Here is an 11,259-nt window from a genome sequence, read left to right on the forward strand (position 1 = left end):
GGCCGAAAAATGCGAAAGAATAAACGGTTCTGGCACTTTCATCTCAGACGAAAACAGATAGACATAACTATTGGCTTCAACCGGCCTCCTGCTTCCAATTCTCGATGATCAGATTCGGAATGCGCTTGAAGTGTAGGATGTTGTTCGTGGCCAGAATGCGTTGGCCCTCCAAGGCAGTTGCCGCAATGAGGAGATCGGCATCAGGTAGCAACTCTCCACGCCGATACAGTTCGGCATACAAGGTGGCGGCACATTCGGTTACACGATCAGTTAAGGGGAGGATGAGGCTGACTTCACACAGAGCCTGGAAGGCCAACTCTTGGGTGCGGGCTTGCTTGGCTCTAAGCCCACGCAGAATCTCATAGCGTGTGATGATGGAGAAACCTAACCGATCATGCTCAGTCAAGTACAGCCCGGCTCGTTGAGTCACCGCCGGATTCCGCTTCAAAAGTTCAGAGAGAATATCGGTATCGAGGAGTGCGAGCCGCTGGGCCATCAGGCAGCCGGCTCACGAAAGAAGTGTCGGCGGTTCAACGCGATGGTCTCAACTTCTTTAACTTGCTCCGGCGGCAAGCCCTGATAGACATTCGCTGCTCGGTGGAGAATCTCCTCGGCGCTCACCGAAGAAACCGTCTCCACTGTCACCTGAACTTCAGCTTCATCGGCGAGAGTGAGCGGTTCTAGCGGTTCCAGCACGCCGTCATGATAGCGAGCTTTGACTGTTTGTCGCATCGTGATCGTTCCTCGCTTCAGCGGCTGGTTGCCGCTGCGTCAGTCTTCAGTGAGGCACATTGTACCTAATCTACGGAGAAATCGCACTTTTTCTGGTGGATCCCAGCCACCTCCTGCTAAAAATAAAGACTCCTCTTAAGCCACACCTCAGCTCGAATTCGACATGCCGCAATCTCCCATCTCGATGAATCACTTTGGATTCAGTCTGAATTCTTTTACGTTCCTCGTCCTCAGCCATCTCAGAAACTCAGGCAAGGTCCTCGACTGAGCCGAACGCCGAATCGCCTTTTCTCATTTGCGGTTTTGCGCATCCAGCACTGAAGTGGCTCGCTGCATCCGCACCTGGCCTGGCCATTGCTATTGGGTCATGTAGATGTCTCACCATGGGAGGAGATCATGGATATCGGAGTAACACCGATCATGGCCAACTTGGTGATGGCGGCGCTGATCTATATTGTCGTCGAGAACATCTGGCAGGAGTAGAGGGACTGGCTCCGGCGAAGCCGGTGCCTGTCCCGGTTCGTTCAGTTTGTTTGGCTTCGGCTGTTGAGTTCGACATTGACGGAACAAGCTAAACAAACGAGACAAACTATAAAATACGGCTTTTACAAGCGTCCAACGACCCCACGCGAAAGGGTTATTGCGGCAAACCACCTATGAAACTACCAGGGTTGACTTCACTAGGCGCAGAAGCGAAGAAATGACTGGCTAGTAGGAGGTTCACATGCCACCTGAATCTCTCCGGGCTTCCACGAGAAAACAGACCAAGAAAAAAGACCTTCGAAGAAAGAGTGGGGCTCGATGGCCGACGAATTATGTTCCCCGTGTCGTAGTAAAGTTTTATCCCGACATGAAAATCCCAGACAAAGACTCCACATTCCAAAAGTATCTTAAGGAAGGCAAACTGGGACCATGGAAGCAGCTCTTGAAGTCTTTCCCAGAAATCAGAATGCAACGGCTTGTTACGAGGCTCTCCCCTCGCAGGTGTCGCTTGCTGGCAGATAAGACCAAGAGCCTAGATGGGCCGTTTCGGCCAGCAAAATTGGAAAACTACTTTGTTGTCGAGTGTCCGTCCAGCAAGTATGTAGAGGGGATTGCAAAGAAACTGGATGCATGGAACACCACCGAAATAGCCTACATCGAAGGTGGGCCTACGCCTTCTCCTCTAGTGAACCGGGCAGGAAATCTACCATTTGGGCCGAGGCAAACATATCTTGGACCAGCACCTGACGGAATCGATGCTGAGTATGCATGGACAATGCAAGGTGGGGATGGCTCCGGAGTTAGCCTTCGATTTGCAGATGTGGAACAAGGCTGGCATCTCAATCACCAAGACCTTCCAGCCGGCATTCAGTTAATTCATGGTGTTAACCAAGACCTTGCTCATGGGACTGCTGTATTGGGCATAGTAGCTGCGCAGGATAACGGGATTGGCTGTGTGGGAATTACTCCATACATACGAACCAAGATGGTATCGTCCATATGGCCTGACCCAGACGCGCAATATCCGGATCGGTATCAGGCCATCCTAGCAGCTATCGAGAAACTTGATTACGGTGACGTGATGCTATTGGAACTTCAGGTCGACGCGAAAGGATATTATCCCGGACAAGACAAGTTGGATTGGTATCAGAATCTTCCAGTGGAAGTCGATCCTCTATTGTTTGAATTGATTCAGACCGCCACTTTCAATAAGGGGATCATTGTAGTTGAGGCAGCCGGTAATGGGGGATTGGATCTGGATCAGTTTGACCCATATGCCGCTCCTCACTGGGGGAAAGACTCAGGAGCGATCATGGTGGCCGCAGTTGACGCACCGGCAGGCAGATCGGGTTATGTTCGAGTTCTGCAAAGCAACTATGGAAGCAGGATCAATTGCTTTGCGTGGGGGAGCCAGATTTGTGTCCCCTACGATCTAGCCGGTCCTCAGACTTGGGTCTCTGGTTTCGGATATACGTCTGGGGCTTCTGCCATCATTGCGGGAGCGGCGCTGGCGGTTCAGGGTTACGCTAAATCAAATCTTAATAGGACCCTATCTGCGGATGAAATGCGGAGTGTGCTGAGCAATGCGACTACTGCAACACATTCAGAGAATTCGACCCAGGCCGATCCAAATGCTGACAGAATTGGGGTGATGCCTGATTTACGGGCAATCATTGATGAGCTGTAGCCCATAAGGTGCCATCAAGAGCAGTTCACCTTACAAAAGGAGTAGGAGATGATACCGAATTCGGTTTGTGCAAGTCTTGATTTCCGAGTTCTGTTCGGGACGCTCTTCTTGGTGATCGTCATGGGAAGCCTTGGTTCGGGCACGTCATTTACCATTCAGCCAGCATTCGCAGATGAAACAGTACTTTCGGCAGCCGACGCACCAGTTATGCAAGGCAAAGGTCAAGAACCAAAAACAGATGGGGAACCAAGTGGAGAGAAGAAGAAAGATTGTGTCGAAGATCCTGTCATGTGTGTTGGCGTTGATATAAGCCAACTTTCTTACCCTGGCTGTACGAGCGGTCAACGATGCAGCCTCGATACAGCGGGTAAGATATGTGGGCAATTTCCGACAAGGAGATGCCAAACAGTCAATAACAATGGGGCCTGCAGTTGTCAGTGTATTCGGTAGAGGGAATAGCAGTAACTGACAACGATGATTCCGTGAAAACCTGATTCAGTTCCTGCTCATTTGGCAGGAACTGAATCAGGGAGAAATGGCCTTTATGTCACCCGGCCATCTGAGAGGTTCCACGGTGAAGCCATGCATGGAGACTTATTTCCAAGGTTGTTGCTCTATTGTCATTGGATCCTTATGGCTACTATTTTCCTTCCAGAGTGTGGACACCCATGCCGCGCCCCCTATCACACCATCTGGGCTTAACACACAGGTTAACCTTTCCCAGACCCCTCCAATAGGCAAGGTGCAGTACGACATTACGGGTGGCACGAGAGCGGGAACCAATCTGTTTCACAGTTTGGGTGATTTCAACGTTCCGACCAACAACATCGCTAACTTTTTGAACGATTCCGGACTAGCCACTTCAAACATACTCAGCAGGGTGACTGGAGGAAATCCATCCAACATCTTCGGGACGATCCAGACAACCGGATTTGGAAATGCGAACCTGTTTCTAATGAATCCGGCTGGAGTGATCTTCGGTCCGAACGCGACGTTGAATGTGGGAGGGATGGCGACCTTCACGACAGCAGATTACCTGAGACTCGCCGAAGTCAACGCTGGAGCTGGAATGTTCTACGCCAATCCTTCAGCCAACAGTATTCTGACTACAGCCCCTGTCGCTGCCTTCGGATTCCTTGGAACAAACCCCGCTGCCATCACCGTGCAGGGCAGCCAACTCTCCGTCCAGCCGAATCAAAGCATTTCTTTAGTTGGTGGTGATACGACGATTCAGGGAGGCACGTTGCATAACGGAGCTGTTCAGTCAGCCAAGCTTTCGGCACCCGGTGGTCATATTAATCTTGTGAGTGTGGCATCGCCCGGCGAAGTGCTCTACTCCACATTTCAAACCGGCCCAAACGTTAACGGTCAGTCATTCAGCAGTATGGGAAATGTTACCCTGTCTGGCGGTTCACTTTTGGATGTGTCGGCAAACGCCGCTGGTATGGTGCAGATCCGCGGAGGCCAGCTCGTGATAGATGACGCCACTATCTTAGCGAATACCATCGATGGCAATGCAGCACCCGTTGCTGTCAATATTAAGATGACTGGCGACGTGACGATTTCAGATACGCGTGCCGTGACTGCTATCTCTGCTACGACAAGCGGAACCGGAAATGCCGGTGAGGTTCAAATCACGTCCGCTAACATGCGAGCTACCTCGACCGACCCCGACCTCACATTGTTTGCCTTGATTGATACTCATTCGACCGGTGACGGACGTGCTGGAAACGTGAACATCACGACGGGCAACCTGACCGTGACGAGCCCGAGCACTGGACCAACCTGGTATTTCATTGATACCGGTCCTCAAGGAGCCGGACTCGGAGGTGATGTCACAATCACGGCCAGCAATCACATCGAACTGACCAACACATACCTCAGCACCGGCACGCAGAATGCTGAACTACTTGGCTTGGAACCCAGCACTTCTGCTGGAAAACTTACGATTACGGCGAATAGTCTTCAGACGAAGAACGTCATTCTAGATACGCACGCGACGACTGCCTTCGACGAGACTCAATTGGGTGGCGATATCACGCTCAATGTTCATGATATCAACATGGTCAACACTCAGGTGGCGGCTAGCGCGCTGGGTCGAGGGGGCGCCATCACAATTGATGCCGACAGTCTTATTGCTACGGACAATTCACAATTTCAAACATTTAATGCATTTGGAGGACCAGGTAGTGGAATTGACTTTACCGGTCGCATATTGGAGATGAGAAACGGGAGCAATTGGAACACGAGCACTTTCGGTGACTTTAAGGCAGGGGATATCGTTGTGAATGCCACTGATCACGTCAGTCTTGCGGGGATAGCCAATGAGTTTGGGCATTTCAATCCTAGTGGTTTGTTCAGCAATTCGGTGGGCGGAGCGGGCACCCAAGGCGTCGCTGGCAACATTACCGTGACGACGCCGAAACTGACAATGGAACAAGGCCGAATCAACACAAGTACCGCAACCAGCGGCTCCGGAGGTACTGTAACCATCAATGCCGGTACAATGGAAATATCCGGTGAGTTCCCCTTCCCGGACTTTGGAGGATTTTTCGGTATTACCAATATCCATCCCAGTGGAATCTTCACACAGACAGTTGGAAGCGAATTCTGTTCAGGTGCCTGTGGCAACGCTGGAAACATCAACATTACGACCGGTTTTCTAATTATGGGGAACGGCTCACAAATTAATAGTGGCACAACAAATTCTGGTCACGGCGGCAACATCATGATTCAAACAACAAACCAGATCGCGATGTCTGGTACGTTGAGCAACGGAGACTCGGTCGGAGTTTTTAGCCGCACGGTCGGAACTACCCCAGATTCTGGCTCCGGCGGGAACATATCTCTTACTGCTGGTCGATCGGTCACTATGTCAAATGGCGCAACTATCTCCAGCAGCAGCACCGGCCCAGGTAATACTGGCAACATCGATATCAGTGCCGGTAATCAGTTCACCATGGCGAACAGCTCGGTCACGACGGAGGCCAATCAATCGGGTGGCGGCATCATCAAGATCACGACCGAGCCCAGCGGCACGGTGCAACTCTCGAACAGCAGGATCAGCGCGTCGGTGCTCGACGGCACCGGCGGGGGCGGGAGCGTGAACATCGATCCGCAATTTGTGATTCTACAGAACAGTCAGATCCTGGCGCAGGCGGTGCAAGGGCCGGGCGGCAACATCAACATCACGATCACCAATGATGGGCTCTTTTTACCGGATGCCACAAGCGTCGTGAGCGCCTCCTCGCAATTCGGCCAAAGCGGTAGCGTGATTATCCAATCTCCCAATGCCCCGGCTGGCGGCAAGATCCAGCCTCTGAACAGCACTCCGCTACAAGTGACCGCGTTGCTCAGTCAGCGTTGCGCGGCCATCGCACGCGGAGAAGTCAGCAGCTTTGTCGTGGCAGGCCGCGACACCTTGCCGACCGAACCAGGCGGGTGGCTGACGAGCCCCTTGGCGTCCATCCCCGCCGAGGGAGGAATCTCGGTGGAGGCCGGTGTGCCGGCGATCGCAACTCACTCCGACGGGTCGCTGTTCGTGTCCCTGCGCCGGCTCCCCTCTCCAAGCCAAGTGGCACAGATCCTTTCAGAGGAAGATTGGATCGCAGGCTGCGAATCTTCGTAGGGATCTGAGTACGGAGTTGGGCTGATTTGGACGGCTTACGGATCAACGGATCATAGCTGAGTTGGCAAAACGCTCGGACCTACAAATCACAGATAAAGCGTAGGGCCTCTTTGACCTTGGTGAAGGTGTCGGCCGGCAAGCTGCCGAGCTTGCGTACCAGGCGAGGTTCGATTACTGCTCCTACTCCTTGAACATTGACGACAGACGCCTGATCGAGAAACTGGAGTGATCCCACGGGAACTTCGTATGGACTGCCGCGGTGCTGGGTTGTGAGTGGAAGATAGATCGTAAGGGCGCGAGGAGCATCGGGGTCATGCCGCGAAACGACCAGCACGGGACGGACTTTGGCAGCCAAGCCGAGATCGGCTAGCCAGATCTCACCCGGCCTGGTCTTCATCGAGCGAATCGAGAACTTCTTGCACGACGGCGCGAGAGGGCAAAAGATCGACCGCATTCGCGTCGGCCAACTCTATAACTTCGGTGACAATCTGCTCCACTTGCGCAGCGATCTCGGGACGCCAGCTTGCGAGCTTGCTATCGAGTTTTTTTGCTAATTGCGTCATGTGCGAACCGTAGCATTTTCCCCGCGCGCACGCAAGCCGCCGACGGTCCCTCCTCAGCGGGCAATCCCTCCCACGTTGTGTGTGAAGCGGCTGATTTTTCGTTGAGGAATTGCCAGCATTCTCAGGAACAAGCCCAAATCGCTTTCCCGTGGCCTGTCAGTGCCTTAGTCCTAACCAGGGCGGGTGGCTGACGAGCCCCTTGGCGTCCATCCCCGCCGAGGGAGGAATCTCGGTGGAAGCCGATGCGCCTGCAATCGCGACTCACTCCGACGGATCGCTGTTTGTGTCCCTGCGCCGGCTCCCCTCACCAAGCCAAGGTGGCGCAGCTTGTCACCGACGATTGGATCAGTAGTTGTGGAGCCTACTGCAGTTCTGATTCGGAGATTGAATTGAGGCGTGCGAGGGAACGCTCTCAACAACATGAATGCATGTGAAATACTCTCACCTGTCTCCTATGGTCATGCTTTGAGAAATCATCAGGTTGATGTCTTCCCTCTTACGTTCCGTATGCGAATCGCAATCGGCGAGATCACCGTAAAGGCCCCCGCTAATTCTGCGGGATGTGAATGGAAGCACGAGGCAACGAGTTTGGCTTTGCTTGCTGATGAAAGTCCGGCTAAGCGGAGCAACACGACTCCCGCATTTGTTCGACGTTGTCGAAATACGAGGTCGCCAAACCCCTTATCGGCTGTAACCAAGACGGCCTGTTCTCGATTGGCTTGCTCAAGGACCGCATCATCACTGATACCGGGCTCCATTTCGGCAACCGACCAGACTCGATGGCCATCCTCTCGGAGACGACGCACGATTGACTGGTCGACACTTTCGTCCGCGAGCAGATTCACACAGACGCCTAGGTCACAGGGTACACAACGTCAGTTCGTAACACGTCGGCGGCAAACGCCAGGGCTGCCTGGATTGCCTGACGGGTCAGCCGAGGATGGGCCTCCAAGATCTGCTCAATGCTCTCGCCTGCCGCGAGCTTCTCGATGATGAGTTCTACGGTAATCCGCGTTCCTGCGACTACAGGTTTTCCCATCATGACTGCGGGATCCGACACAATGATATTTTCGGCCATGTTGTCCTCCTGAAAAGCAAACCAAGCCTAGCAAAGCTGGCACTTCCTAGCAAGCTACGGCATGATCGTATGAGTCACAGTTGGCAATACGCCTGCGTTCCATCACTCTATTTCATTGCCTAGAGCGGTCTTTGTTGTCGCGCTCGCACTGCCTCTCCCAGTCGTCTATATTGTCATCGAGGGCAAGGCCGGCTTTCTTCACTTCCTTTCTGGCCTTCTAGACCAATGGATCAATTTCCCTTTCCCCGGACTTTGACGAGCGCCATGGTGTTGAGACTCAAGCGCTCAGCCTTTCGGGTAGTGGGTTAGTTTGCCATCAGAAGGACTGACGTGTGTCATTCCCGCGGAAGCGGGAATGACACACGTCAGTGCTTCTCCCACAACCAAGTTGTCTGTTCTGCTAGCCTGAGTTCATTCCATCTTCTCTCCACGTCGTTTCTTTTGACGCTGAAACAAGGTAGGATCGCAACTGATCTGACCATATGGATCGAACACTCCAAGTCCTGAACGAGCTTGAGCGCGATGGCGTGTTGGGCCGTTACGCCATCGGCGGTGCGATGGGGGCGACCTTTTACGTCGAACCGCTCCTGACATTCGACCTCGACATTTTCGTGTTGCTGCCGGAGATGAAAGCCGGAGTACTGACCCTCACCCAGCTCTATACCGTGCTGCGCGCGAAGGGGTATATCGAAGAGGGCGAATGTGTCGTCATCGAGGGGGTGCCGGTCCAATTCCTCCCTGCGTATAACACGGTCTTAGAAGAGGCGTTACGAGACGCGCATGAGATGTTGTATCAATCAGTCCCCACGAGGGTCCTCCGAGTCGAACACCTGGTGGCGATATGTCTCCAGACCGGTCGAGCCAAGGATCGTGAACGAGTGCGGATCTTGCGCGAGCAGGCCACGCTGGATGAAGACTATCTCACAATGATCCTCCGCCGGCATAATCTGGAAGGAAGATGGAAGGAATGGATCGGATAACGCCGGAGATCGAGAAGCTCTTCCAGGCAAAGGAACAGCGCCGAGCTCGGCTGGCAGCCTTGCCATTTCCTGAGAAGGTGCGGGCGGTCGTCCAGATGCAGCGGATGGCGGCCCCGTTGTACCGCAGTCGCGGCAAGCAGGTCCGGATCTGGGAATTGGAATTGACCAACGAGCGGCACTGAGACGATTGAGAAAATGGGCCGCCCTGCCTCCAGCGACCTTGTGTCCACCATCGATCAGGGAGCACAGCCTCGCTCGTTTTCGTCTCTCAGCACGTATATGTCACGGCGGTACCGACTACTGACAACGTTCTCTGCCCTCGAATTCGTTCTGATCCACGAGCATGCTGCTTGATCCGTGTGGACCATCCCGCTTTATCATTCTTTCAGTAAGGACTGGCGGAAGACTTCGAGAAATTCCCCTGGTGTGAGGATCGGGAATTGGACGTAGGCACGAACGGCCTTCTTCTGAAAGTGTTTCGTGTTCCAGGTGATGAGGAAGTCCACCGATGCTTGCATCGCCGCGGCGAGAATAGGGGCATCCTTGTGATGGATCACATTGGCCGCTTGTTGAACAGATTCCCGTGTTGGATCCTCCCTGACTGCAGGTGCAAGTTGCTTGAGGAAGGCGCGGTACTCCGGCAATAGACTTGGCATCTTCTGTGATACATTGCGACCCGCTTCCACCAGGACTTGCCTAGAGACTGTGGCTTGAACAACTCCGGCTTCGCATAGACGCAGTACTTCATGCGCGGCTCCAGTCGAAGAGTACACTCCTGCGATCAGCGCGCTGGTATCAAGGACAATCGTCCAGCGCTTACGTTCCATATCGTTCCTTGTTATAACGGTCTCGCTCTCTGTCAAGATCCGCCAGGATCTCCTCAATCGACAGTCCGGCCTTTTTCATTTCCTTTCTTGCCTGCTTGGCCAACGCATCAATTTCCAGCACTTTTGGTGTCATGAGGATCACGTTGCCGACCTTGACGAGAGTTAATGGAGTCTCTTCCTTCAGATTCAACTCCTTCCGGATCGACGCAGGAATCGTGAGCTGACCCTTTCCCCAGACTTTGACAAGCGCCATGGACAGGCTCCTTTCTATATTCTGACTACTTCAGATTTTCTGACTTTATCTGACTTATGGTTGCAATTCAACGTCGACAGCCTTTTTCATTCGTCATTCGCTGACTTGCTTACTGAATCACTTTCGATCCATCGCGAATGCTTTTAGGTCCTTTCGGCCTGATACCGGTAGATCCTTCCGTCACCGGGTTGTGAATCCCCGCACAGGCAGATCTCCTTGTTCACATTGCAGTCTCACGCTGAAAGAGCAATTGATTCGCGCGAAAACTCCCGTTGGCCTACCCATTGCAATCTCGCGATGGCAGCAGTGAATCGAATCACCAGCGAGGTTCCCATGGACATCGGAGTGAGCTTGCTTCCCGCCCACGCCCTCATGGCGGCGCTGGTCTACATCGTCGTCGAGATCATCTGGCAGGAATAGAGAAGAAGTGCTGAGCCTTGACTGCTAGGTGCTGAGATCTGAGTGCTGGGTCCTGAGTGATGGACGGAGGCTGATCGAGAATGAGGAATTTGGAATCAGAGGAGTGAACGCAGAGGGTATCGAGCTCATGACGGAACTGCTCAGGCGTACAGTCAATTTCTCGCAGAATCTCTCGAATCAACGGCCGAGCCAGATCACTTCCCGGGTGGTGAGGCACGGTGGTGCTCCGCCCGTCGGAATGCCGGTAGAATATATGGCTCCCCTTTTGCCTTACCACCGAAAATCCGAGGCGAAACAGCACTTTTTCCATAGTCTTGCAATCGACAATCGGAAGCCGGCTCACCCGGCCACCTCAATCTGCTGCAGCCCGATGAATCGTGGGAGATCTTCACCCGTCGCGTGGGACTCTTCAAGACACAGCTCCAACACCTCCTTGAGATTTCTCTGCAAATCATCCAGGGTTTTCCCCTGCGTATGGGCACCGGCGATACCCGGTACGAAGCCAACATACAGCTTTGTTTCCGGATCCCATTCCACATATGCCGTGAACGTTTTCATTCAGCACCTCCGTCACTCCTACGATAGCAGATCAGACGGAATTTGGGGAG

General features: G+C 53.4%; 13 protein-coding genes. 5 read left to right on the forward strand and 8 right to left on the reverse strand.

What is annotated here, in order from left to right; genetic code table 11:
* Positions 1–76: 76 nt before the first annotated feature.
* Both P0111_11005 and P0111_11010 read right to left on the reverse strand, forming a co-directional pair.
* Complete coding sequence (locus P0111_11005) at positions 77–496, reverse strand: type II toxin-antitoxin system VapC family toxin (protein ID MDF0644552.1); 420 nt, start codon at positions 494–496, stop codon at positions 77–79.
* Positions 496–732 carry an antitoxin family protein gene (locus tag P0111_11010; protein ID MDF0644553.1) on the reverse strand — a complete coding sequence of 79 codons (237 nt, stop codon included), beginning with the start codon at positions 730–732 and terminating at the stop codon, positions 496–498. The genes P0111_11005 and P0111_11010 overlap by 1 nt, the downstream gene beginning before the upstream one ends.
* Before the next feature lie 360 nt (positions 733–1,092).
* On the opposite strand from P0111_11010, the gene P0111_11015 reads away from it, so the two are divergent.
* The 3 genes from P0111_11015 (at position 1,093) to P0111_11025 (ending at position 6,530) form a co-directional block, all read left to right on the forward strand.
* Positions 1,093–1,215, forward strand: a complete 123-nt coding sequence (locus P0111_11015) for a hypothetical protein (protein MDF0644554.1) — start codon at positions 1,093–1,095, stop codon at positions 1,213–1,215.
* 241 nt (positions 1,216–1,456) lie between these two features.
* Positions 1,457–2,902, forward strand: a complete 1,446-nt coding sequence (locus P0111_11020) for a S8 family serine peptidase (protein MDF0644555.1) — start codon at positions 1,457–1,459, stop codon at positions 2,900–2,902.
* Between the two features lie 586 nt (positions 2,903–3,488).
* Positions 3,489–6,530: a filamentous hemagglutinin N-terminal domain-containing protein gene (locus tag P0111_11025; GenBank protein MDF0644556.1), complete on the forward strand. Its 3,042-nt coding sequence runs from the start codon at positions 3,489–3,491 to the stop codon at positions 6,528–6,530.
* 79 nt (positions 6,531–6,609) lie between these two features.
* Here the strand turns inward: P0111_11025 and P0111_11030 are convergent, their stop codons facing one another.
* The 3 genes from P0111_11030 to P0111_11040 all read right to left on the reverse strand — a co-directional run bounded on the left by P0111_11030 (position 6,610) and on the right by P0111_11040 (position 8,171).
* A complete protein-coding gene (locus tag P0111_11030; protein MDF0644557.1) occupies positions 6,610–6,927 on the reverse strand; it encodes a type II toxin-antitoxin system PemK/MazF family toxin in 318 nt (105 codons plus the stop codon).
* Entirely contained in the window at positions 6,908–7,093 is a 186-nt protein-coding gene (locus P0111_11035) for a hypothetical protein (protein ID MDF0644558.1), read from the reverse strand. Before P0111_11035 ends, P0111_11030 begins: the two co-directional genes overlap by 20 nt.
* 853 nt (positions 7,094–7,946) lie before the next feature.
* Complete coding sequence (locus P0111_11040) at positions 7,947–8,171, reverse strand: DUF433 domain-containing protein (protein MDF0644559.1); 225 nt, start codon at positions 8,169–8,171, stop codon at positions 7,947–7,949.
* Between the two features lie 482 nt (positions 8,172–8,653).
* Between P0111_11040 and P0111_11045 the strand changes: the two genes are divergently transcribed.
* Together P0111_11045 and P0111_11050 are read left to right on the forward strand one after the other, a co-directional pair.
* The gene (locus P0111_11045) at positions 8,654–9,151 is read left to right on the forward strand and encodes a hypothetical protein (protein ID MDF0644560.1); all 498 of its coding nucleotides are present in this window, start codon (positions 8,654–8,656) and stop codon (positions 9,149–9,151) included.
* Positions 9,139–9,333, forward strand: a complete 195-nt coding sequence (locus P0111_11050) for a hypothetical protein (protein ID MDF0644561.1) — start codon at positions 9,139–9,141, stop codon at positions 9,331–9,333. The genes P0111_11045 and P0111_11050 overlap by 13 nt, the downstream gene beginning before the upstream one ends.
* Positions 9,334–9,528: 195 nt before the next feature.
* Here P0111_11050 and P0111_11055 read toward each other — a convergent pair whose 3' ends face one another.
* The 3 genes from P0111_11055 to P0111_11065 all read right to left on the reverse strand — a co-directional run bounded on the left by P0111_11055 (position 9,529) and on the right by P0111_11065 (position 11,209).
* Complete coding sequence (locus tag P0111_11055) at positions 9,529–9,978, reverse strand: PIN domain-containing protein (GenBank protein ID MDF0644562.1); 450 nt, start codon at positions 9,976–9,978, stop codon at positions 9,529–9,531.
* A complete protein-coding gene (locus P0111_11060) occupies positions 9,968–10,231 on the reverse strand; it encodes an AbrB/MazE/SpoVT family DNA-binding domain-containing protein (GenBank protein MDF0644563.1) in 264 nt (87 codons plus the stop codon). The genes P0111_11055 and P0111_11060 overlap by 11 nt, the downstream gene beginning before the upstream one ends.
* A gap of 759 nt (positions 10,232–10,990) precedes the next feature.
* The gene (locus P0111_11065; protein MDF0644564.1) at positions 10,991–11,209 is read right to left on the reverse strand and encodes a type II toxin-antitoxin system HicB family antitoxin; all 219 of its coding nucleotides are present in this window, start codon (positions 11,207–11,209) and stop codon (positions 10,991–10,993) included.
* Positions 11,210–11,259: the final 50 nt, after the last annotated feature.

The sequence above is a fragment of the Nitrospira sp. genome, from assembly GCA_029194535.1.
GTDB lineage: Bacteria > Nitrospirota > Nitrospiria > Nitrospirales > Nitrospiraceae > Nitrospira_C.

Coding starts and splice junctions, on each gene's coding strand:
- P0111_11005 (MDF0644552.1), bottom strand. CDS start 496: ATGGCCCAGCGGCTCGCACTCCTCGATACCGATATTCTCTCTGAACTT.
- P0111_11010 (MDF0644553.1), bottom strand. CDS start 732: ATGCGACAAACAGTCAAAGCTCGCTATCATGACGGCGTGCTGGAACCG.
- P0111_11020 (MDF0644555.1), top strand. CDS start 1,457: ATGCCACCTGAATCTCTCCGGGCTTCCACGAGAAAACAGACCAAGAAA.
- P0111_11025 (MDF0644556.1), top strand. CDS start 3,489: ATGGAGACTTATTTCCAAGGTTGTTGCTCTATTGTCATTGGATCCTTA.
- P0111_11030 (MDF0644557.1), bottom strand. CDS start 6,927: ATGAAGACCAGGCCGGGTGAGATCTGGCTAGCCGATCTCGGCTTGGCT.
- P0111_11035 (MDF0644558.1), bottom strand. CDS start 7,093: ATGACGCAATTAGCAAAAAAACTCGATAGCAAGCTCGCAAGCTGGCGT.
- P0111_11040 (MDF0644559.1), bottom strand. CDS start 8,171: ATGGCCGAAAATATCATTGTGTCGGATCCCGCAGTCATGATGGGAAAA.
- P0111_11045 (MDF0644560.1), top strand. CDS start 8,654: ATGGATCGAACACTCCAAGTCCTGAACGAGCTTGAGCGCGATGGCGTG.
- P0111_11050 (MDF0644561.1), top strand. CDS start 9,139: ATGGATCGGATAACGCCGGAGATCGAGAAGCTCTTCCAGGCAAAGGAA.
- P0111_11055 (MDF0644562.1), bottom strand. CDS start 9,978: ATGGAACGTAAGCGCTGGACGATTGTCCTTGATACCAGCGCGCTGATC.
- P0111_11060 (MDF0644563.1), bottom strand. CDS start 10,231: ATGGCGCTTGTCAAAGTCTGGGGAAAGGGTCAGCTCACGATTCCTGCG.
- P0111_11065 (MDF0644564.1), bottom strand. CDS start 11,209: ATGAAAACGTTCACGGCATATGTGGAATGGGATCCGGAAACAAAGCTG.